This is a genomic window from Skermanella pratensis, from assembly GCF_008843145.1.
GTDB classification, from domain to species: domain Bacteria; phylum Pseudomonadota; class Alphaproteobacteria; order Azospirillales; family Azospirillaceae; genus Skermanella; species Skermanella pratensis.
Window position 1 is genome coordinate 3,810,331 of sequence record NZ_CP030265.1, and the last position, 20,759, is coordinate 3,831,089.

Genomic DNA, 20,759 nt, shown 5'->3' on the forward strand with positions numbered 1-20,759 from the left:
AACGATTCTTTGTTCTCTGTTCTGAGGAGATCGGGCGGACCCGCATGCGACCTCGATCGCCGGCCCGGAGTCGATCTCCGTTAACCAGAATTCAGCAAACGGCATGCCACTCCGGAAACCGCGATATCGCGCGGGTTTTCGGCGGAATGCCGGCCCCGGGATGTACGCGAATGTTTACGCATTCGCGGCGCAAAGAGCCCGGTGCCGAAAAAGTCTTCGGAGGACCAATGGTTTGGCTAGGCTGTATGGCAAGGCTTACAGCGTAAACGGAGAGATACAGAAATACAGACGGAGGCCGGCTGCCGTCAGATCAGCGGCTCCAGGATATCCAGCCCGCGGTTCCGGTCGATCACATAGACCAGTTCCCGGTCATCGACGAAGACGTCGTTGCTCTGGGCGCAGGGCTGGCCCTTCGGAGGCTCCGGGATGAACCAACCGATCTCCCGGGGAGCCGTGGGGTCGGCGATGTCCAGCATGCGCAGACCGCCGGAGAACCAGGTGCAGTAGAGGCGGTCGCCGGTCACCCGCTCCTGGAACTGGTGCGCGCCGAAGCGGGCACCGGCGCGGGCGAAGGGCGAATCCAGCTCGCTCAGGTGGAACATGCCGATCGGCCGGATGTCGGCCCGGTCCTCCACGTCGAAGAACCACAGTCCGCCATGAAGCTGGCCGTGGGTGTGGTCGTGCTCCTCGTCCACCGCGGCGGCGACCTGGCGGCCCTGCCACCGCACCGGGAGCGGTGCCACGGTGTGGGTCGGTTCCGGGAAAGGCGGGTGGTAATCGTAGGATCCGATCGTGCGAAGGTCGGTGATGTCGGAAGCGTCGATCACCCGCAGGCCGGCATACCAGACCGACGCCCACAGTTCGTCGCCGAAGCGGAGCGCGTGGTGCAGGCGGTTGCGCTGGCCGGTCCAGTGCGGCGTCTCCCCGCCGGCGACATGCTGGCCGGGCATCCACCAGCGCGAGACCTCGGCCGGCCGGGCCGGGTCGGCGATGTCGTAGACGACCAGGATGTTGCCGACATAGCCTTCCATCTCGGTCGAGATGTAGGCGTAGCGGTCGTCCATGTCGAAGCGGTGGACGCCGACGCCGTGGGTGCGGAGATAGGCGATCTCCCGCGGGCGGGACCGGTCGGCGATGTCGTACACCTTGAAGCCGCCGTCCCGGTAGCCGTGCTCCAGCACGTGGCGCAGGCGGGGCAGCAGGTCTTCGGGGATCTTCAGGGCGGCGGCCACCTCGGCATCGGACGGCGGGCGGCCGAGCCGGGCGGCCAGGTCGGACGTCGCCTCCGCCAGCCTGGCTCCGCGCCGCAGGGCGTGGCGGTCGTTCTGCTCGACGTTGGTGATCATCAGGTCGCCGACGACCCGGACCTTGTGGGTGTGGGAATCCTCGTTCGGCAGCTCGATGGCCGAGGCGATCCGGGGATTGGCCGGGTCCCGCACATCGACGATGGTGGTTCCGAAGGGCGGCTTCATATGGCCGACGAAGGCATGGCCGCCGGACACCGTCACCTGTCCTCCGCCGGGCAGGTCGAGGTGGCCGACCAGGCGGAGGTTCTTCGCAAGGGGCATGTCGGTCATCGGGGCTGGTCTCCGGTCAGGGCCGTCGGGGTTTCGCGCTCCACCCTCCGCCGGCGTTCCTGCTGCCGGCTGCGCAGCCAGGGAAGCAGCACCGAGAGCACCACGAAGGCCCACAGCACGTTGCCGATGGTCGAGGAGAACAGGATCGTCAGGTCGCCCTGCCCGATCCGCAGCGAGCGCAGCAGGTACTGTTCGAACAGCGGTCCCAGGATGATGCCGATCAGGATCGCGGTGACGTGGTAGTGGGTCTTGCGGGCGATGTAGCCGATCACCCCGAAGACCAGGGCCAGGCTCATGTCGAACACGTATTCGCGGTTGGCGAAGGCGCCGACGATGGTCAGCGACAGGATCATGGGCACCAGGATCCTGGTCGGGATCAACACCACCTGGCTCATGTAGCGGGCCAGCGGCAGGATCGTGAAGAGCATCACGATGTAGGACAGCGTCATCGAGAAGAAGATGCCGTAGGCGATCTCCGGCGATTCGATGAACAGCCGGGGACCGAGCACGATGCCATGGTACTGCAGGACCACCATCATCACCGCGGCGGTGCTGCCGCCCGGCACGCCGATCGCCATCAGCGGCACCAGCGTGCCCGACGTGACGCCGTTGTTGGCGGCCTCGGGCGCCACCACGCCGGGGGCGAAGCCCTTGCCGAACTCGTCGGGCGTCTTGGAGAACATTCGCGCCTGCTGGTATGCCACGAACGACGCGATGCTGGCGCCGGCGCCCGGCACGACGCCGATCAGCAAGCCCACGAAGCTGGTCCAGATCGTCAGCCACCAGTATTTGAGGCTGAGCCGCAGGCCCTCCAGCGTGTCCGCCCAGTGGGCGCGGGTGTCCACGACGGCCGAGCGCGGCACGATGGTCGACCGCTCCATCATGCTGAAGGCTTCGGAAATCGCGAACAGGCCGATCAGGGCCGGCACCAGCGGCACGCCGTCGTACAGTTCCAGGAAGCCGAACGCCGCACGCGGCGTTCCGTAGATATGGTCGGTGCCGATCGCCCCGATCATCAGGCCGAAGAAGCCGGCGATGATCCCCTTCAACGGATCGTCGGCGGCGATGGCGGCGATCAGCACCAGGCCGAACACCATCACGGCCACCATCTCGACGCTGCGCAGGTACATGCCCACCTGGGCAAGGAACGGCAGCAGGGCGACGGTCGCGATGCTGGTGACCAGCCCGCCGATGGTGGAAGCCACGAAACAGAGCACGAGCGCCTGCTGCGCCTTCCCCTTCAGGGTCATCTGGTAGCCGTCCAGCGTGGTCGCGGCCGCCCCGCCGGTACCGGGCATGTTCACCAGGATCGCGGGGATGCCGCCGCCCAGATGGGTCGCGCAATAGAGCGACACCATGAAGGCCAGGGCCATGTTGATGTCCATGGCCAACGTCAGCGGCAGCAGGATGATCAAGGTGTTCTGCGCGCTGAAGCCGGGGATCGCGCCGACCAGGATGCCGAGCAGCACCGCCGGCACCACGATCCAGGTGAGCATGACCGCGTCGACCGCGAGCGAGAGGAGCAGTGCGCTGTCCCATCCCATGCTCAGACCCCCCCGCCGAGCAGCGGGACCACGACCCGCTCGACCGGACCCGGCGGGAACCGCGCCCCCAGCAGCACGATGAAGACGAGGAACACCGACGCGGCGACGCCGCCGGCGACGGCCAACAGGGTGACCGGCTGCCGCAGGCCGAGTATCCACATGGCCGCAAGCATGACCAGGAACAGGCCGAGCGTTGTTCCGAGCCAGGGTATCGTGACGATGAACAGGATCAGGACGCCGATCAGGGCCAGCCGCTGGCCCTGCGCCGGCGTCCACCGGCCAAGGTCGCCGAAACCGAGCGAACCGGTGCCGTTCCGCAGGTTCAGGACGATGCGGACGACCTGAACCGCGATCAGGGCCAGCAGCACGACGCCGATCACCGTCCCGTTCGCCCGCGCCTCCCACACCAGGTTGGACGACGAGATCAGGTAGTAGAGGGTGAAGCCGGCGGCGAGAACCGGTATGATCAGGTCGGCGCCGAGCTGTGCGTTCCGGCGCTGCCGCAGCGATTGCAGCACTTTCTGGCTCATGACGTTGCTCCTTGGCCGCCGGGACTATCGCTGCGCGCTGAGCACCGGTTCGTAGCGCTTCGCCAGGTCGAGCATCGCCAGGGCGTATTCGGTGCAGACCTGGCGGTCGCCGTATTTCAGGGATTCGACCGGGGCTCCCGTCTTGACGAAGGCGTCCTGGAACTCGGCCGAGGCGTGGGCCTCCTGCGACGTGCGTTCCAGCAGGGCGAAATCCTCCGGGTTGGCATCGGCCCAACTGGAATGCACCGCCCAGGCCCGCGACGAATAGAGGTCCGGGATCGAGGTGCCGAAGGCTCCGTTGACCGTCGGCGCGTTGTCGGTGATTCCGGCGAAGATGTTCTCGCGGTTGAAGACGCCGAGCACCTTGAACTGGCTGGACAGCGACAGCACGCCGGTGATGGGCAGCGCGCCGATGTCGGCCTCGCCGTTCATCACGGCGACGTAGGTCGGATTGCCGCCGCCATAGGGGATCAGGTTGTAGGTCGAGCCGGTCGCTTCCCCAAGCGCCAGCATGCCGATCGAGGCCGGGTGCGGAATCCGGCTGACCGCCACGTTCACGGGACGCTTCTTGGCCGCCTCGACCACCGACTTCAGGTCCTTGTAGGGAGAGTCGTTCCGCACGAAGATGCAGCTGTCGTCGATGTCGGTCCGGCTGAAATAGATGAAGTCCTCCGGGAACCTGTAGTCGGGCTTCTGGACCGCGTACATGATCATCTCGGGTCCCATGTTGCCGAACAGCAGGTTATAGCCGTCGGCCTCGCGCTGCTTGACGAAAAGTTCGTAGCCGATCTGCCCGGCGGCGCCGGGATGGAAGGTGTATTCGAACTGCCGCTTGAGCAGATCCGACCAGGCATCGTCGAAGGCGCGGGCCAGTCTTTCGGCGCCGCCGCCCTGTCCAGTCGGGATGATCACGCGGAAGTTCCGCTGGGGGTAGGACTGCGCCAAGGCGCGGGACATAGGCAGTCCTGGCATGAGCCCGGCCAGCAGTCCGGCGGCGGCCATGCCGCCGCACAGCGCCCGGCGGGTGATGCGCGTCGAGTGATCCATGGTTTTCCCTCCCAGGTTATTTTTTCGTTGGGCTGCCCTTGTCGGGACGGCCCTAGTCAAGACAGCCCTTGGGGGCCGGTGCCGGTCACCCGCGGTAGACGGGAGCCGGCTGCTCGAAGAAAGAGCTCAGGATATGGTAGACGATCGCGTGGTTCTTCTGCTGGAAGCTGGCATGGGCGATGCCCGGCATCACCGCGAACTGCTTGTCGGGGTTGGGCAGCAGCGCGAAGAACTTCAGCAGGTCGTCGAAGCCGGCGATCCCGTCATACTCACCGCGCATCACCAGGGTCGGCATCGTGATGCGGGCCGGGTCGACCAGCGGCAGGTTCTCGCACATGTCGATATAGGTCCCGACCGGCATCGAATCGTCCAGCGCCAGGATCGCGTCGGCGAAGGCGTCGACCACCGTCTCGTCGGCGGTGCCCGGGTGGTCGCGGGTGAAGATCGAATGAACGAAGGCCCGGTCGATCGGCCGCCGCTTCCCGGACTTGAACTGGGGCAGCTTCTTGCGCCGCTCGGCCAGCGTCGGGCTCCCCTCACCGGTCCACACCATGGCGTCGAGGGCCAGGCGCGCGACGCGATCGGGATGGCGCTCGGCGAACAGCGCGGCGCGCAGGGCGCCCGACGATATGCCGTAGACCAGCAGAGGGCCGCAGCCGCGTTCGGCCTTGATGTAGGCGGACGCGGCGGCGAGGTCGTCGGCGCCGTCCGATATGTTCGACGTGACGCTCCGGTGCTTGTCCGACCGGCCGTAGCCTTCCATGTCGACGCACCAGGTGTCGAAGCCGCGACGGGCGAAGAAGTCCATGACGGAGGAGTCGTCGCGACCGGGAACCTGGAGATCGAAGGTCGGGGTCGAGGCCATGGACGAGCCGTGGACGAACAGGATCGTGCCCCGTTTCCCGGAGCCGGCGACCGCGGGCTTTTCCCAGAGGAACAGCCGCACGTCGTCCTTGGTCGTCCAGTGTTCCCTGCCGCTGGGTGAAACGCCGCCGGGCGATGTTTCGTGGGAGGCTTGAGCTTGCGTCATCGGATCCTTTCCCGTCTGGCGGTGCAAGTCACGATCACGGATTGGCGGTGCGGCGGTCCCGTCGTTGAGCCATTCAATGACCAATCCGCAATAGGTTCACATTGGGCGACAATGGTGTAGCATTGTCAAGCCGGTGTTTTGCATTCTCGGACTATTGCTGCGCAGCGATAACCAATCATCGATTGGTCAGAACGGGCATCAGATTCCGAGCCGGCGCAGCTGCGCTTCCGGGTAACGCGGACCGCAGGCGGCGCCCGGCGGAAAAGCCTTCGCCAGCGCGGCGAGATCGGCGTCCTCCAGGCGAACCTCCGATGCCGCCACGTTCTGCTCCAGCCAGGAGCGGCGCTTGGTCCCCGGGATCGGCACGATGTCGGGACCGCGGGACAGCACCCAGGCCAGGGCCACCTGCGCGGGCGCCAGACGCCGCGTCCGGGCGATGCGGTCCAGGACGTCCAGCAGGGCGAGATTGGATTCGAAATTGCCTTCCTGGAAACGGGGATGGGCGTGGCGCCGGTCGGTCGGGATCAGGTCGTCGCGCCGGCGGAAGGCTCCGGTCAGGAAACCCCTGCCGAGGGGGCTGTACGGCACCAGGCCGATTCCCAACTCCCGCAGCACCGGCAGGACGCGTTCCTCGACATCCCGGCTCCACAGCGAGTATTCCATCTGGAGCGCGGAGATGGGGTGTGTCGCATGGGCCCTGCGGATGGTCTCCGGCCCCGCCTCGCACAGGCCGAGGAAACGGACCTTGCCCTGCTCGACCAGCTTGGCCATGGCGCCGACCGTCTCCTCGATCGGCACATCGGGGTCGACCCGGTGCTGGTAGAAGAGGTCGACCACGTCGACGCCCAGGCGGCGGAGGCTCGCCTCGCAGGCTTTGAACACATGATCGGGGCGGCCGTTCACCCCTCCCCTTTCGCCGTTGGGGCCCCGGATGTTGCCGAACTTGGTCGCCAGGACCAGACCCTCGCGCCGCCCGGCGATCGCGCCGGCGATCAGTTGCTCGTTGCGGCCGTCGGCGTAGGCGTCCGACGTGTCGAAGAAGGTGACGCCAAGCTCGATGGCGCGGTGGATGGTGGCGGTGGACTCGACATCGTCGGGAACTCCGTAGTCGCCGGTCATGCCCGAACAGCCGAGTCCGATGGCGGAAACGCGGAGACCGGCGTTTCCCAGGCTGCGACGCTCCATTGTCCTTCCTCCCCGTTTGCTTGTTCCTGTTCGCTTGTTCCTGTTCACCCCCCGCGAAGGCCGCGATGCCCTGCACGAGGTAGACGAGGCCGACGCCGAGCACGATGCGCTGGGTCCAGCTGCGGAACTGGACGTCGGTCAGGCGTTCGAGCGCCGCCCGGCTCAGGCTGGTTCCCGCCATGGCCAGAGCCACCGAGATCACCAGGACGGGCCAGTCGAGCGAATCCCCGGCGCCGCCGATGATCTGCCCGAAATACACGAGCTTGAGCAGATGGGTCGCGACCTGGCACGCGGCCTTGGTCGCCACGACCGCCCGGCGGTCAAGCGGGCAGCGCACGAAGAAGACGTCGAGCAGCGGGCCGGAAACGCCGGACAGGAGCTGGAACGCGGTCCCGATGAAGCCGCACAGTTCGGCCCCGCCCGTCCGGTCGGCGCGCGGCGCCAGCCGGTCCGGCACGGTCCGGGCCAGGAACGGCGTCAATCCGAGCGTGACCAGCACCAGCGCCGGATCGGGCACGAAGCGCACCAGCGAGAAAGCGGCGAAAGCCAGCAGGGAGCCGATCAGGTAGCGCAGCAGGATCGGCCAGGCGATGTAGCCGCGCCACAGGAAGGCCCGCCAGCCATTGGACGCCGTCTGGGTCACGCCGTGAAGCACCATGGCGGCGGGAACGGGCAGCAGGAGCAGCAGCGCCCCCATGTAGATCATGCCGCCGGCCATCCCGAAGATCCCGGACAGGAAGGAGGTCGCGAGCACGATCGCGGCGATGACGAGGATCGTGCCGGCGCTCACGGGGGTTCCCTGGAGCGGTCTTCGGGCATGCCGGGGCCGGAAGTCTCGATGCTGGGGGAGCGGCGGAACATGGTCCGCAGCTTAACGCCGGAGGCCGATCCCCTCCAAGAAGAATCAGCTCAATACGCGCGCCAAAAGTTCGCCATTCGACCTCGGGATAGCGGGCCGCAGCCCTCTCAGGAACTCGCCGGGCCCATCAGGTTGGACCGCACCATGAGCAGGTGGTCGAGCAGTTCCAAACGGGCGGCCTGGGCGTCCCGGTCGGTCAGCGCCTCCACGATGCGCCGGTGCTGCTCCTGGTAGGTGCGGCGCCGCTCCGGCGTCAGCGAGCGGCGCTTCAGCCTGAGCCATTCCGGCTGGTTGCGGGTCTCGTTCATCGTCCGGTAGAGGTCGATCAGCAGGCTGTTCTTGGACGCGGTCACGATCGAGACGTGCAGCTGGCCGTCCCAATGCTCGAAATCCCCGATATCCTGGGCCGTTTCCGACCGGGCGAGACACTCCCGGATGCGCTGGAAATCCTCCGCATTGGCGCGGACCGCCGCCAGTTCGACCGCCGCGGGCTCGATCACGAGGCGCACCTCCATGATTTCCGCGGGGCTGGCGCCATGGATCCGCCGGACCAGACTGTCGGTCGGGGCGGGCCCTTCGGCACCGGCGTCGGGTTGCGGCGGAGCGACGAACGACCCCCTTCCCACATGGCGGATGATGCTGCCCTTGTCCTGAAGCAGCTTCAGGCTCTTGCGCAACGTGTTGCGCGACACGCCGAACTGTTTTTCCAGGTCGCGTTCGGCGGGGAGCTTGAAGCCCGCGCTCCAGACGCCCTCCGCGATGTTGCTTTCGATGAGTTGGACCAGGGCGCTGGCTCCCATCGCAGCCTTCGTGCGGATATTCTGGGTACGAATGTCTTGCGTGCTCATCAGCCGTTCCCGCAGTCCGCGATGGTGAACCAAACAGCGCCCATTTCTACCCGCCAAACGGGTCGGCGGCAATAACCAGAAAAGCCTTAACCACCGGGAGATTAACATGCAGCGGAAGGCGGAGCGCATGCGCCGCGCCCGTGTCGCGTTGATCCATTGTTGCGCAATTCACTACGGCTGGTGATAATGCCCCTGGTATTGGCACCAAATTGGATCAGGAGAGCTTGATGAAATTCGCCACGTTCCAGATGGATGGCCGCACCGCGGTCGGCCTGGTCGACCCCGAGAATGGCAAGATCTGGCCGCTGGAAGCCCTCCTGGGCGAACCCGTGGACGACATGGTCGACCTGATCCGGCGCTACGACGAGCTGAAGGGGCGTATCCGCCCGACCGGCAGGGCCGTCGATCTCGCATCGGTGAGGATCATGGCGCCGATCCCGCGCCCGGCCCGGAACGTCATGTGCGTGGGCAAGAACTACCACGACCATGCGCACGAGTTCGCCCGCAGCGGGTTCGACAGCAGCGCCGGGGGCAAGGCGGACGCGGTGCCCGAGTTCCCGATCATCTTCACCAAGGTTCCGGAATCCGTGATCGCCGACGGCGAGCCGATCCGCTACCCCGACGGCATCAGCGACAGCATCGATTACGAAGCCGAGGTGACGGTGATCATCGGCAAGGGCGGCCGCGGGATCGCCAGGGAGCAGGCTTACCGGCACGTCTGGGGCTACACCATCATCAACGACGTGACGGCGCGCGACATCCAGGGCCGTCACAAGCAGTGGTTCCTGGGCAAGTCCTTCGATACCTTCTGCCCGATGGGACCCTGGATCGTCACGGCCGACGACATCGATCCGGCATCCCTGGCCGTGCGCTGCTGGGTGAACGACGAGCTGCGGCAGGACGCCAACACCCGGGACCTGATCTTCGACATCCCGACGCTGATCGAAACCATCTCAGCCGGCATCACCCTTGTGCCCGGCGACGTCATCGCGACCGGAACGCCGGCCGGCGTCGGCATCGGGTTCGACCCGCCGAAATACCTGACGCGGGGCGACCGCGTCGCCATCGAGGTCGAAGGCATCGGCCGCCTCGCCAATATCCTGGAATGAACCGGCACCGGGCGACGACAAGGACGGGAACATCATGAATACAAACGGAATCGGCTGGCGGAGCCTGCTTTTCGTTCCGGGCACGCGGCCGGACAGGTTCGGCAAGGCGGCGGCCAGCGGTGCCGACGCGGTCTGCGTCGATCTGGAGGACGCGGTGCCGCCAAGCCGGAAGGAAGAGGCCCGCGGCGAGGCCCTGGGCTTCCTCGCCGGTCCCGACGGCACCGGATGCGACCGCGTGGTCCGCATCAACGGCGTGCGCACCGAACCCGGCCTGCGCGACCTGCTGGCCGTGATCGAAGCGCGCCCGGAACAGGGAACGATCGCCGTTCCCAAGATCGAATCCGCGGAAGAGGTCTGCTGGATCGACCAGTTGCTGACCGCCGCCGGCTCCGGCCTCCGGGTGGTGGCGCAGATCGAAACCCTGCGCGGGGTCGAGAACGCGACCGCCATCGCCGGCGCCTCGCCTCGCCTTTCCGGCATCATGTTCGGCGGCCTGGACCTGGCGGCGGAGCTGGGCGCGCCGGCATCGTGGGAAGCCCTGCTCCACGGCCGGTCGCGGGTGATCCACGCGGCGGCGCTCGCGGGAGTTCCGGCGATCGACATGCCCTTCGTGGATGTCGGCGATCCGGACGGCTGCGGGCGGGAGGCACGCCGCGCCCTGGGTCTCGGTTTCTCGGCCAAGATGGTGATCCATCCGACCCAGGTGGACGTCGTCAACACGGTCTTCTCGCCGACCCGGGAGGAGATCGACCAGGCCCGCCGCGTCATCGCGGCCCTGGAGGAGGCCAGCGGAACCGCCACGGGAGGCGTCGTCCTGCTCGACGGCCGGATGGTCGAACGGCCGGTCGTGCTCGCCATGCAGCGCATACTGGCACGTGCGGGAGTCCGGGCATCCTGATCGTGGACACCATGGTCGGGAAGGCGCAGAACCATCACATGGCCTTCGAAGCGAAGCGAAGCGCGGCCGCTGGACGAGCATCGCCAGGATCGCCCGAGGATACTGCAGGGACAGGATGACATGACAAGCGAACGGTCGTTCAGGATCACCCCCAACGATGACGTCACCTTCTACCCGCGGGTGTTCGGCCGGCGCGGGGTTGTCGCCTCCCACCACTACCTGTCGGCCGGCGCCGGCCTGGACGCCCTCAAGGCGGGCGGCAACGCGGTGGATGCCGCCGTCGCCGCGACCTTCGTCGAAGGCGTGCTGAATCCGAACATGCACACCATCGGCGGCGAATGCCCGATCCTGATCGCGCCCGCGGACGGCAGCGGGATCATCTGCATCAACGGCAACGCCACGGCCCCGGCCGCGGCGACCCCCGAAGCCTTCCGGGCGCTCGGGCACGAGACGATCCCGTCGGAAGGCGTCCTGGCGGCCGGTGTGCCCGGGGCCTTCGGCGCGCTGATCGTGGCGGCCCTGCGGTACGGCAGGCTGAGCTTCGCGGACCTGGTCCGGCCGGCGCTGGAGCTGGCGCGCGACGGCTTCCCGGTGCATGCCGGACTGCTGCGCCAGCACAAGTTCGGCATCGTCCCGAACGCGGAGAGGTTCCTGACCCACTGGACCACGACCGGCGATGTCTACATGCCGGGAGGAGTCCCGCCGGCCGAAGGCGCCGTTCTGACCAATCCGGCGCTGGCAGGCATGTTCGGCCATCTGGCGGCGGTCGAGGCCGCATCCGGGGGATCGCGCGAACAAGGGCTGCAGGCGGTGTTCGACGGCTTCTACCGGGGCGACGTCGCCCGCGAGATCGTCGCCTTCTCCAAGGAGCAGGGCGGCTTGCTGGAGCGGTCGGATTTCGACGCCTTCGAAATCCCCTTGGAGCAGCCTGTCTCAATCGAGTTCGCCGGTGCCCGCATCTACAAATGCTCGGCCTGGAACCAGGGTGCCGCCCTCCTCCAGAGCCTGTCCATCCTGAAGGCGCGCGATCTGGCCGCCATGGGGCACAACAGCGCCGACTACGTGCATACCGTCACGGAGGCGATGAAGCTCGCCTTCGCCGACCGGGAACAATACTACGGCGATACCCGCCACGTGAACATCCCGGTCGACGACCTGCTGGACGACGCCTACGGCCGCCTCCGCGCCGATCTGATCGATCCCGCCGCGGCGAACGCGGAACTGCGCCCGGGCGACCCGACCCGGCCCGCGGCCCTGCTCGACCCCGCCGAGCGGTTCGGCGGCGCGTCGTGGGGACCGGGGACCGTGCATGTCGACACGGCGGACGCGGCGGGGAACCTGTGCTCCTTCACGCCGAGCGGCGCCTGGATCAAGTCGTCGCCCGTGATGCCGGCGCTGGGTTTCCCGCTGGGCAACCGGATCTCCAACTTCCACCTGGGACCGGCGAACCACCCCAACGTGGTGGCGCCGGGCAAACGGCCCCGCACCACCATCAGCCCGACGATCGTGACGCGGAACGACGAGCCCTGGATCGCCTGCGGCAGCATGGGCGGCGACCAGCAGGACCAGTGGCAGCTCCAGTTCCTGCTGAACCGCCTGCTGTTCGGCATGCCGATCCAGCAGGCGATCGAAGCCCCGAAATTTTCCAGCGAGCATTTCCCCGGTTTCTTCGCGCCGCATAATTTTTTCACGAATCGCCTGCGCGCCGAGGAGACCCTGGGCGCGGCCGTGCTGGAGGAGCTGGCCCGGCGCGGCCACGATGTTTCGGTCGGCCCGGCTTGGTCGGAAGGCTTCATGCTCGCGACCGAGCGCCATTCGGCGTCGTCCGGCCCCGCCGGCACGCTGGAAGCCGGCTGCGATCCGCGCGGAGCCAAGTCCGAAGTGTTTCCCGCAGCGGCGGTCGCCTGGTAACCGCCGCCCCGGTCACGCCAGCCCCGGTCACGCCAGCCCCGGTCACGCCAGCCCAGGACGTCGATCTCGGAGTGGATCCACGGCTGTCCGGCATGGTGATTGCTTATTACGGGAAAAGGTTAATCGCGGGCAGAAGCACTCCGTTTTCGTCATGGCCGGACTTGATCCGGCCATCTTTCGCGGGAAGCATCGAAGCCTCCGTGCCTTGAGATCCGCTGGTCAAGCCCGCGGATGACGAACCGAAGGAGAAAACAGTCGCCAGGAATGTTCTCAATAGTTGATTAGCAGAACACGTGCCGGACAGCCGTGGAGTGGATCAGGGTGTCCCGGCTCAGGTGATCCCGCGGCGGCCCCCGGAGCCTTACGGGGCGTCTCGGCCGGTCTCGATCGACTTCGCCACATCGTCGCGGATCGATTGGATCCAGACCCCCTCGTTCGCCGCGTAGGTGCCGGACTGCCCGTTCAGCTTGCGTACGGACTGCCCGCCGGCCCGGTGCAGGCCGACGACCCGCCAGCCTTGCCCGGCGAATACCGGGCTGCCGGAACTGCCGCGTTCCGTGGGGGCACGGTAATGCAGCAGGCGGCGTTCGGGCCGGTCGGGACGACCCGCCGGCGGCCCGTCGTGATCCATCAGACGGTTGTCCTCCAGCGAAAAGCTGAGTTCGCCGCCCAGGGGATGGCCGATGACATAGACCCGCTGGCCCTCGTCCAGGAAAGGCATGGCCTTCGAGATGGGACAGGGTTCGACGCCGCGCGGCGTTTCCTCCAGCCGCAACAGGGTGGCGTCGAGATCCTTGGCGGGGGAACTCCAGGCCACTCCGGTCACGCCATAGCGTGGAGCGGAACAGCCGGGTTCGGCCAGGGCCTCGAAACTGACCACCGCCTCGTCGCTGTTCAGTTCCGAGCGGTCCCAGGGATCGTCGCTGACCACATGGGCGTTGGTCAGCAGGAAATTCCCGTCGCCCAGGGACTGGTGCAGGTCGCTGCCGCGCAGGAGGAAGCCGGTCCCCCTGCCCCGCCCGTCCGGGGCGCGGATCATGGCGACCGCCCGGGCCCGCTCCATACCCAGGCACATCCACTTGTAGGTGCTGGAACCGGTATCGCCCAGGACACGCTCGAAGGTGCTTGGATCGGCACCCTGCATTCCCTGCACCTGATCGGGCGTGAGGCTGATCCGGCCGTCTTCGCGCCGGAGCAGCTCGGCCCGGAGCACGGCCAACAGGCCGCCTCCCGGCCCTCCGTCGATCCGAAGGTTCCAGACTTCGGTGAATTGGCGCAAGGTGCCGGCGATGGCGAAGGCGTCCACATCCTGCGCACCCAGGTACTTGCCCAGCCAGCGCTCCGCCCCCCGCCAGTCCTCCAGCGCCAGGCAGACCTCGGCGGCGATGGCATAGTCCCAGGCCGGCAGCTCCTCCGCCCAGCGCCGGCCGATATGGTCCCTGATGCGGGCGGCCAAGTGCCCCGGATCGGGCGCGTCGGGCACCCGGATGCCGTCCCGTTCGGCGCGGCGCAACAGGGCGACCACGTTGACGCCGTGCCAGACCCGGTTCGCGTCGGACTCGTAGATCCTGTGGTACCATGCGACGGCTTGGCCCAAGGCCGACTCGCCCATGCCGAGCCGGCTGCCCCGGGCCTCGATGAAGATCTGCTTGTACACGCGGCCGAGCAGACCGCAGGCCTCGGGATACTCGTCGCGATCGTCCCGGGCGCGCTCCTCCAGGCGTTTCAGGAGATCGAGGGCGGGAATGAGTTCCCCCCGGTCGATCAACGCCTGGCCGTACTGGCGGTAGACGAGGTGCGAATCGCATCCGAGCCGGATCATCGCGTCGGCGAACTTCTGCATCGTGCCGAAATGCCGCCATTTCCGGAGTTCGCCGAGGATCCTTTTGACGAGGACTCCAGCGGGCAGGTCCGCCTGGTGCCGCAAATGGGTGATCAGTACTTCAGCCGCTTCGTCGAGCCGCTCCGCTTCCAGGCTTCTAGCCGCCCGCGCGCAGAGGTAACGTCCAGCGGAGTGGTGGAAATTGGCCCCTGAAGGGTTGAGGCGGCCCGGGTGGAGCTCGCAGAGCGGAACCCGGGCCGCCTCAACCCTCCGCCCCTGGGGCCGCAACGACGCGGAGGTGGTCATCACGCTCATCAGGTAAGGTCGAGTTGCGACACGAGACCAGACCCCGAGAGAGGCATGATGACCAAGGATACGATGACACTTCTGCTCGACCAGATCCAGGCCAGTACCGATGGCGACTTCCTGCGCGCCATCGCCGCTCACACGCTCCAGCGGCTGATGGAGTTCGAGGTCGACGGCCTGATCGGCGCCGGGCGCCATGAGCGCTCCGACGAGCGCACCACATACCGCAACGGCTATCGGGATCGTCAGCTGGAAACCCGGCTCGGCACGCTCGACCTGAAGATACCGAAGCTGCGCCAGGGAACCTACTTTCCGGCCTTCCTGGAGCCCCGCAAGACCGCCGAGAAGGCGCTGACGGCCGTGATCCAGGAAGCGTGGATCCAGGGCGTGTCCACCCGCAAGGTCGATGACCTGGTCCAGGCGCTGGGCATGACCGGCATCTCCAAGTCGCAGGTCTCGGCCCTGTGCCAGGACATCGACACCCGCGTGCTGTCCTTCCTCGAGCGGCCGCTGGATGGCGAGTGGCCCTACCTTTGGCTCGATGCGACCTACATCAAGGTCCGCCAGAATGGCCGCATCGTGTCGATCGCGGCAATAATCGCCACCGGCGTCAACCAGGACGGCCGCCGCGAAATCCTCGGGCTCGGCCTGGGCCAGTCGGAAGCCGCCACCTTCTGGATCGAGTTTCTGCGTGGTCTGGTCCGTCGCGGCCTGAAGGGCGTGAAGCTGGTGATCTCCGACGCCCACGAAGGTCTCAAGGCGGCCATCACCCAGGTCCTGAGCGCCACCTGGCAGAGGTGCCGGGTGCATTTCATGAGATCGCTATTGGCCCATGTGCCGAAAAGCCAGCAGTCGGTCGTCTCGGCCGCTGTCCGGCAGGTCTTCGTCCAGCCCGATCGCGAGACTGCCGGACAGGCCTGGCGCCACGTCGCCGATCAGCTCCGCCCGCGCTTTCGCAAGGTCGCCGCCCTGCTCGACGATGCCGAACACGACGTGCTCGCCTACATGGACTATCCTGAACCCCATCGTAGCAAGTTGCACTCGACCAATCCGATCGAGCGCTTGAACAAGGAAGTCAAGCGCCGGACCAATGTCGTCGGCATCTTCCCGAACGAGGCCAGCGTTCGCAGGCTTGTTGGTGCTGTACTTCTCGAGCAGAATGACGAGTGGCAACTACAACATCGTTACCTGACGCTTGAGACCATGACCGGCATGGCCGCCAGTGATGAAGCGGCCCTCGCCGCGCTGACCAAGACCTGACCTACGATGCTGATGGCCTCCTCCCAATTTACACCAGCTTGACGGACGCAATCCGCGCAGACAACATCATCGACCAGTTCGGGCAGTTCGGGCAGTCCCGGAAGGTCGGTTGCTCCAGGGGTCATGGCTACTCCTTCGGCGAGAGGTCCGGATGGCAGGCCGGCACCCGAATACGGCTTTTGCGAGTATTACCATGAATTAATACCCTTCCATCGATATAACGTATAAGGGGATTTCTCCTTGCTGATTTCCCCCTGGGGGAAGTGGCGGCAGCGATCCCCGGCGCGGGACCTTATCGAAGACGCCGCACAGCTTCAGGCGGAACTCCATGGCGCGGAGCGCCGGCGCACCGCCGGCCATGGCTTGGCAGAAGGCTTCCCGACGCTGATACAGCTCCGATCCGGCCCAAGCTCATCGCAAGGAGGGCGGTCTCGGATTACGCGGGCTGCGGCTTCATCCGGGCTTCGTCCAGCCGGCGCGCGAGCTGCTCGGCGAACTTCGCGGTCGCGACCGGCAGGGTCCGGCCCCGTTGCTGGCCCAGCACCAGCGGGCCGTGCGCCATCTCCAGGTCGCTCAGGGGAAGCGCCACGAGGCCGGGATCGGTCTCCGGCACCGGCGCGCCGATCTCGATCTGGAAAGTCACCACGCTGCCCGACCGCGCCAGGTTCCGCAGCATCTCGAACGAGTTGGATTCCAGCTCCACCGACAGCTTCGCCGAACTGACGGACAGCAGGTCCTCCAGGATGGCGCGGGTACCGAAGCTGCCGTCCGGCAGGGCGATCGGGTATTGCGCGCAATCGCGCAGGCGCACGACTTCCTTCCCCGTCAGGGGATGGTCGGCGGCGACGATGGCGACGACGCGCTGGCCCAGGGTCATCAGCGGCTGGAACTCGGGTGTCCTGCGCGGGCTGAAGATGATCGCAAGGTCCGTCTCGTACTCGCGCAGCATCCGGATCGCCGAGCCCTGGTCGACCACCGAGATCTGGAAGCTGACCAGCGGGAAGCGCTCCCGGAACTCCGATATCTGCCGGGGCAGCAGATAGTTCACCAGCGCCTGGCTGCACGCGATCCGGACATGGCCGCGCCTGAGGCCCGACAGGTCCTCTATGTGCGAGCGCACCCGTTCCAGGTCGGCGGACTGGCTGCGCACCCAGCGGATGAAGCTCTCCCCCGCCGCGGTCAGCCGGATCCCCTGGGCGGAGCGCTCGAAGATGGCGGCGCCCAGATCCTCCTCCACGTCCTGGATCCGGCGCTGGAGCGCCGACGGCGTCACATTGAGCTGTTCGGCCGCCTTCCGCAGCGAACCGAACTTCGCCGCCTCGTCGACATAGCGCCAGATCCGCATGTGCCTCATTCCGACATACCCCGCTGTGTAGACTTTCCGTCTACACCCTAGCAGGAAAACGGCGTTTGAGGCGCCGTCGGATCGCGCATAGCGTCGTCGGCGTCCGGATGACGGGCATTCTCCCCTTCCCCACCCCATAGGAGGAACAGGCCACATGCGCAGCGTCATCAGCCAATGGCCCGCGGTTCTGGCGGGCGCCCTGGTCGGGGCCTTCGGCCTGGCCGGCGCGGCATCCGCCCAGACACCCGTCAAGATGGTTCTCAACTGGAAATACCAGGGACCGCAGGCGCTGTTCTTCATCGCCGAGGACAAGGGCTACTTCAAGGCGGAGGGGCTGGACGTCACCATCGACCAGGGCGAAGGGTCGGCCGCCTCCATCACCAAGGTGGCGACGGGAGCCTACGACGCCGGGTTCGGCGACGTGAACGCGCTGATCACCCTGGCCGCCAAGTCGCCCGACGAGGCGCCGGTCGCCGTCTTCATGATGTACAACACGCCGCCCTTCACGGTCGCGGTCAAGGCGGACGGCCCGATCCGGACGCCCAAGGACCTGGAAGGCAAGACCATCGGCGGCCCCGCCAACGACGGCGCGCTCAAGCTGTTCCCGGCGTTCGCCCAGGTCGCCGGCATCGACGCCGGCAAGGTCTCCGTCACCAATATGCAGGCGAACCTGCGCGAGCAGATGCTCCAGCGCGGCCAGGTCGACGGGATCTTCGGCTATGTCAACACCATAGCCTTCAGCGCCAAGAGCGCCGGCATGGACCCGGACAAGGATTTCCGCTTCATCAACTACGGCGATTACGGGATGGACCTTTATTCCAACGCGATCGTCGTGTCCAAGGCGTTCCTGAGCCAGAACGGCGAGGCGGCGAAGGGCCTGGTCCGGGCGATCAACCGCGCGGCCAAGGACATGATCGCCGACCCCGCCGGCTCGGTCGCGGCCGTGATGAGGCGCGAGCCCCTGCTGAACGAGAAGGTCGAGATCGAGCGCACCGTCGCCACCCTGCGGATGGAGATGAACCATCCCGAGATCGCCGCGATCGGCCTGGGCGACGTGGACGACGAACGCCTGAAGCGCGCCATCGACATGGTGGTCGAGGCCAACGGCCTGGAGAACACCCCGGAACCGTCGGCGATCTTCACCGACGCGTACCTGCCGCCGTTGTCCGAGCGGCCCACCGCCGTCATCAAGCAATAACCAGAAGAAGACACATGGAACTGGGTCTGAAATCGCGGGTCGTGATGATCACCGGCCCCGCGAAAGGAATGGGAGAGGCCGTCACCATGGCCTTTGCCGCCGAAGGCTGCCGGCTGGCGCTGGTCGGGCGCGACGTCGCCGCGATCGAGCCGGTCGCCGCCAAGGTCCGGGCGCTGGGCGCGGAGGCGATCGTGATCCACTGCGACATCACCGACGAGGCGCAATGCGCCGGGGCGGCCGAACGGACGCTCGCGGCCTTTGGGCGGATCGACGTGCTGGTCAACGTGGCGGGCGGCTCCGGCCCGGTCGGCAAGACCGGCTGGGAGACCACCCGCGAGGAGTTCGACGAGATCGTGGAGCTGAACATGGCGGGATGCTTCAACACCATGAGCGCCGTCATGCCGACCTTCATCGACCAGCGCTACGGCAAGGTCGTCAATGTCGGCGGCACCTTCGGGATGCGCGGCCGGGCCGGCCGGATGGCCTATTCGGCGTCCAAGTGGGGCCTGCGCGGCATCACCAAGTCCTTCGCGCTGGAGGCCGGGCCCTACAACGTCAACGTCAACTGCGTGGCGCCGGGCATGGTCGAGGGGCCGCGCTTCCGCGGCAAGGTCGTGCCGGAAATGGCCCGGCGGCTCGGCATCACCGAGGAGGAGGCGGCCGAGCGGCACGCCGCCGACTACGCGCTGCGCCGCGTCTCCACCGGCGAGGACGTGGCCAAGGCGTGCCTCTTCCTCGCCAGCGACGCGGCCCGCCAGATCACCGGCGTCGATCTGCCGGTGGACGGCGGCTGGGCCTCCCTCTGACACAGGACGACAGGAACATGGAAACCGGAAAGACCCTCGCCGACCTCGTCATCACCGGCGGCACCATCGTCACCGACCAAGCCAGCTTCCGGGGCGCCGTCGCCGTCAAGGACGGCCGCATCCTGGCGGTGGGCGCGGACGAGTCCATGCCGGCCGCGCGGGAGACCTTCGACGCGGCCGGCCTGCACCTGCTGCCCGGCGCGATCGACGCCCACGTCCATTTCCGCGAACCGGGCTATACCCACAAGGAGGACTGGCGGACCGGAACGGCGGCGGCGGCCATGGGCGGAGTCACCACCGTCTTCGAGATGCCCAACACCGACCCGCCGACCGGCACGGTCGAGGCGCTGAGGATCAAGCAGCAGGCGGCGGCCAAGGCGCACGTGGACTACGGCCTGTACGGGCTGCTCGCCGAGGACAACCTGGACCAGCTGGACGGCCTGGTCGCGGGCGGCGTGGCCGCGTTCAAATGCTTCATGGGCAACACCTTCGGCAACCTGCCCTCGCCCTCCACCGGCGCCATGCTGGAAGGGTTCGAGATCATCGCGCGGCACGGGCTTCGCATCTCGCTCCATGCCGAGACCGCCTCCATCATGGCGTGGCGCCAGCGCAAGCTGATGGCCGCCGGCCGGCGCGATCCGCTCGCCCACTTGGCGTCGCGCCCCGCCGTGGTCGCGACCGAGGCGGTGTCGCGCGCCGCGATCCTGGCTGAATGGACCGGCGCCCGCATCCACGTCCTGCACATCTCCTCGGGCGACGAGCTGCGGCCGCTGCGGGAGGCGAAGGCGCGCGGCGTCGACGTCACCGGCGAGACCTGTCCGCATTACCTGCTGTTCGACGAGCGGGCCTATGCCGACCTGGGCTCGATCATCCGGGTCAACCCGCCGGTCCGCGAGCGGCATCACCAGCAGGCGCTCTGGGAGGGCCTCAGGGACGGCACGATCGACATGATCGCGACCGACCACGCGCCGCACGATCCCGGGGAAAAGGTGCGGGACGACATCTGGACGGCCGATTGCGGCTTCCCCGGCGTCGAGACCCAGATGCCGCTGATGCTGACCCAGGTGAACGCCGGCCGCCTGTCGCTGACCGACTATGTGCGGCTGTCCTCGACGGCCCCGGCCAAGGCGTTCGGCCTCCATCCGCGGAAGGGGGCGATCATGCCCGGCGCCGACGCCGACATCGCGCTGGTCGATCTGGCCCGGCGCGAAACGGTCCGCGCCGACGCGCTGCACTCGCGCGGCAGGATCACGCCGTTCGAGGGGTTCGAAACGGTGGGCGCGCCGATCCACACGCTGGTTCGGGGTCGGTTCGTGATGCGGTACCGCCGGCTGGTCGAGGATGCCTCCGGGTGGGGCCTTCCGGTCGGCCGGGTCCAGGCCATGCCGGAACCCCAGCCCCGCCACGTCGAGGAGACGACCGCCGCGATCACCGGCGCCCGTCCGGCTGGCGCGACGGCTCCGTCCGTTCGGGCGGCCGAGTGA

Annotated in this window: 16 protein-coding genes and 1 pseudogene; 7 read left to right on the top strand and 10 right to left on the bottom strand. The window is 67.5% G+C overall.

Annotation, left to right across the window (positions count from 1 at the left end; all coding sequences use genetic code 11):
• Nucleotides 1-305 precede the first annotated feature (305 nt).
• The 8 genes and pseudogenes from DPR14_RS17465 to DPR14_RS17500 all read right to left on the bottom strand — a co-directional run bounded on the left by DPR14_RS17465 (nt 306) and on the right by DPR14_RS17500 (nt 8,620).
• The gene (locus DPR14_RS17465; RefSeq protein ID WP_158046295.1) at nt 306-1,577 is read right to left on the bottom strand and encodes an LVIVD repeat-containing protein; all 1,272 of its coding nucleotides are present in this window, start codon (nt 1,575-1,577) and stop codon (nt 306-308) included.
• Nucleotides 1,574-3,121, bottom strand: coding sequence for a tripartite tricarboxylate transporter permease (locus tag DPR14_RS17470; protein WP_158046296.1), 1,548 nt, complete (start codon nt 3,119-3,121; stop codon nt 1,574-1,576). Before DPR14_RS17470 ends, DPR14_RS17465 begins: the two co-directional genes overlap by 4 nt.
• 2 nt (nt 3,122-3,123) lie before the next feature.
• Complete coding sequence (locus DPR14_RS17475) at nt 3,124-3,651, bottom strand: tripartite tricarboxylate transporter TctB family protein (protein ID WP_158046297.1); 528 nt, start codon at nt 3,649-3,651, stop codon at nt 3,124-3,126.
• A gap of 24 nt (nt 3,652-3,675) precedes the next feature.
• A complete protein-coding gene (locus DPR14_RS17480; protein ID WP_158046298.1) occupies nt 3,676-4,698 on the bottom strand; it encodes a Bug family tripartite tricarboxylate transporter substrate binding protein in 1,023 nt (340 codons plus the stop codon).
• An 85-nt stretch (nt 4,699-4,783) separates the two neighbouring features.
• Nucleotides 4,784-5,728, bottom strand: a complete 945-nt coding sequence (locus DPR14_RS17485) for an alpha/beta hydrolase (protein WP_158046299.1) — start codon at nt 5,726-5,728, stop codon at nt 4,784-4,786.
• A gap of 198 nt (nt 5,729-5,926) precedes the next feature.
• Nucleotides 5,927-6,913: an aldo/keto reductase gene (locus DPR14_RS17490; RefSeq protein WP_158046300.1), complete on the bottom strand. Its 987-nt coding sequence runs from the start codon at nt 6,911-6,913 to the stop codon at nt 5,927-5,929.
• A gap of 145 nt (nt 6,914-7,058) precedes the next feature.
• Nucleotides 7,059-7,631, bottom strand: a pseudogene (locus DPR14_RS17495) (sulfite exporter TauE/SafE family protein); the annotation flags it as partial.
• Between the two features lie 248 nt (nt 7,632-7,879).
• Nucleotides 7,880-8,620 (bottom strand): FadR/GntR family transcriptional regulator, encoded by a 741-nt coding sequence (locus DPR14_RS17500; RefSeq protein WP_158046301.1) that lies wholly within the window; start codon nt 8,618-8,620, stop codon nt 7,880-7,882.
• Between the two features lie 227 nt (nt 8,621-8,847).
• Here DPR14_RS17500 and DPR14_RS17505 point away from each other — a divergent pair, with 227 nt between their 5' ends.
• From DPR14_RS17505 to DPR14_RS17515, 3 genes are all read left to right on the top strand, one after another.
• On the top strand, nt 8,848-9,729 hold the full coding sequence (locus tag DPR14_RS17505; protein ID WP_158046302.1) for a fumarylacetoacetate hydrolase family protein: 882 nt from the start codon (nt 8,848-8,850) through the stop codon (nt 9,727-9,729).
• Between the two features lie 34 nt (nt 9,730-9,763).
• Complete coding sequence (locus DPR14_RS17510; protein WP_158046303.1) at nt 9,764-10,627, top strand: HpcH/HpaI aldolase/citrate lyase family protein; 864 nt, start codon at nt 9,764-9,766, stop codon at nt 10,625-10,627.
• A gap of 120 nt (nt 10,628-10,747) precedes the next feature.
• The gene (locus tag DPR14_RS17515; RefSeq protein ID WP_158046304.1) at nt 10,748-12,538 is read left to right on the top strand and encodes a gamma-glutamyltransferase family protein; all 1,791 of its coding nucleotides are present in this window, start codon (nt 10,748-10,750) and stop codon (nt 12,536-12,538) included.
• Between the two features lie 361 nt (nt 12,539-12,899).
• Here DPR14_RS17515 and DPR14_RS17520 read toward each other — a convergent pair whose 3' ends face one another.
• On the bottom strand, nt 12,900-14,666 hold the full coding sequence (locus DPR14_RS17520; RefSeq protein WP_192499000.1) for a serine protease: 1,767 nt from the start codon (nt 14,664-14,666) through the stop codon (nt 12,900-12,902).
• Nucleotides 14,667-14,723: 57 nt separating this feature from the next.
• Between DPR14_RS17520 and DPR14_RS17525 the strand changes: the two genes are divergently transcribed.
• Nucleotides 14,724-15,926, top strand: coding sequence for an IS256 family transposase (locus DPR14_RS17525; protein WP_158047998.1), 1,203 nt, complete (start codon nt 14,724-14,726; stop codon nt 15,924-15,926).
• 436 nt (nt 15,927-16,362) lie between these two features.
• Here the strand turns inward: DPR14_RS17525 and DPR14_RS17530 are convergent, their stop codons facing one another.
• Entirely contained in the window at nt 16,363-17,271 is a 909-nt protein-coding gene (locus DPR14_RS17530) for a LysR family transcriptional regulator (RefSeq protein WP_192499001.1), read from the bottom strand.
• A 154-nt stretch (nt 17,272-17,425) separates the two neighbouring features.
• Here DPR14_RS17530 and DPR14_RS17535 point away from each other — a divergent pair, with 154 nt between their 5' ends.
• Genes DPR14_RS17535 through allB form a run of 3 tightly spaced genes read left to right on the top strand, consistent with a single transcriptional unit; the run spans nt 17,426 to nt 20,759 of the window.
• On the top strand, nt 17,426-18,469 hold the full coding sequence (locus DPR14_RS17535) for an ABC transporter substrate-binding protein (RefSeq protein ID WP_158046307.1): 1,044 nt from the start codon (nt 17,426-17,428) through the stop codon (nt 18,467-18,469).
• A 14-nt stretch (nt 18,470-18,483) separates the two neighbouring features.
• A complete protein-coding gene (locus tag DPR14_RS17540) occupies nt 18,484-19,275 on the top strand; it encodes an SDR family NAD(P)-dependent oxidoreductase (protein WP_158046308.1) in 792 nt (263 codons plus the stop codon).
• Nucleotides 19,276-19,292: 17 nt separating this feature from the next.
• Nucleotides 19,293-20,759, top strand: coding sequence for an allantoinase AllB (gene allB / locus DPR14_RS17545; protein ID WP_158046309.1), 1,467 nt, complete (start codon nt 19,293-19,295; stop codon nt 20,757-20,759).

What these genes read in the sequence shown, in the direction of transcription:
- DPR14_RS17530 (WP_192499001.1), bottom strand. Translation starts at nt 17,271, where the DNA reads ATGCGGATCTGGCGCTATGTCGACGAGGCGGCGAAGTTCGGTTCGCTG.
- DPR14_RS17505 (WP_158046302.1), top strand. Translation starts at nt 8,848, where the DNA reads ATGAAATTCGCCACGTTCCAGATGGATGGCCGCACCGCGGTCGGCCTG.
- DPR14_RS17515 (WP_158046304.1), top strand. Translation starts at nt 10,748, where the DNA reads ATGACAAGCGAACGGTCGTTCAGGATCACCCCCAACGATGACGTCACC.
- DPR14_RS17470 (WP_158046296.1), bottom strand. Translation starts at nt 3,121, where the DNA reads ATGGGATGGGACAGCGCACTGCTCCTCTCGCTCGCGGTCGACGCGGTC.
- DPR14_RS17520 (WP_192499000.1), bottom strand. Translation starts at nt 14,666, where the DNA reads ATGACCACCTCCGCGTCGTTGCGGCCCCAGGGGCGGAGGGTTGAGGCG.
- DPR14_RS17525 (WP_158047998.1), top strand. Translation starts at nt 14,724, where the DNA reads ATGACCAAGGATACGATGACACTTCTGCTCGACCAGATCCAGGCCAGT.
- DPR14_RS17465 (WP_158046295.1), bottom strand. Translation starts at nt 1,577, where the DNA reads ATGACCGACATGCCCCTTGCGAAGAACCTCCGCCTGGTCGGCCACCTC.
- DPR14_RS17485 (WP_158046299.1), bottom strand. Translation starts at nt 5,728, where the DNA reads ATGACGCAAGCTCAAGCCTCCCACGAAACATCGCCCGGCGGCGTTTCA.
- DPR14_RS17480 (WP_158046298.1), bottom strand. Translation starts at nt 4,698, where the DNA reads ATGGATCACTCGACGCGCATCACCCGCCGGGCGCTGTGCGGCGGCATG.
- DPR14_RS17490 (WP_158046300.1), bottom strand. Translation starts at nt 6,913, where the DNA reads ATGGAGCGTCGCAGCCTGGGAAACGCCGGTCTCCGCGTTTCCGCCATC.
- DPR14_RS17500 (WP_158046301.1), bottom strand. Translation starts at nt 8,620, where the DNA reads ATGAGCACGCAAGACATTCGTACCCAGAATATCCGCACGAAGGCTGCG.
- DPR14_RS17535 (WP_158046307.1), top strand. Translation starts at nt 17,426, where the DNA reads ATGCGCAGCGTCATCAGCCAATGGCCCGCGGTTCTGGCGGGCGCCCTG.
- DPR14_RS17475 (WP_158046297.1), bottom strand. Translation starts at nt 3,651, where the DNA reads ATGAGCCAGAAAGTGCTGCAATCGCTGCGGCAGCGCCGGAACGCACAG.
- DPR14_RS17540 (WP_158046308.1), top strand. Translation starts at nt 18,484, where the DNA reads ATGGAACTGGGTCTGAAATCGCGGGTCGTGATGATCACCGGCCCCGCG.
- DPR14_RS17510 (WP_158046303.1), top strand. Translation starts at nt 9,764, where the DNA reads ATGAATACAAACGGAATCGGCTGGCGGAGCCTGCTTTTCGTTCCGGGC.
- allB (WP_158046309.1), top strand. Translation starts at nt 19,293, where the DNA reads ATGGAAACCGGAAAGACCCTCGCCGACCTCGTCATCACCGGCGGCACC.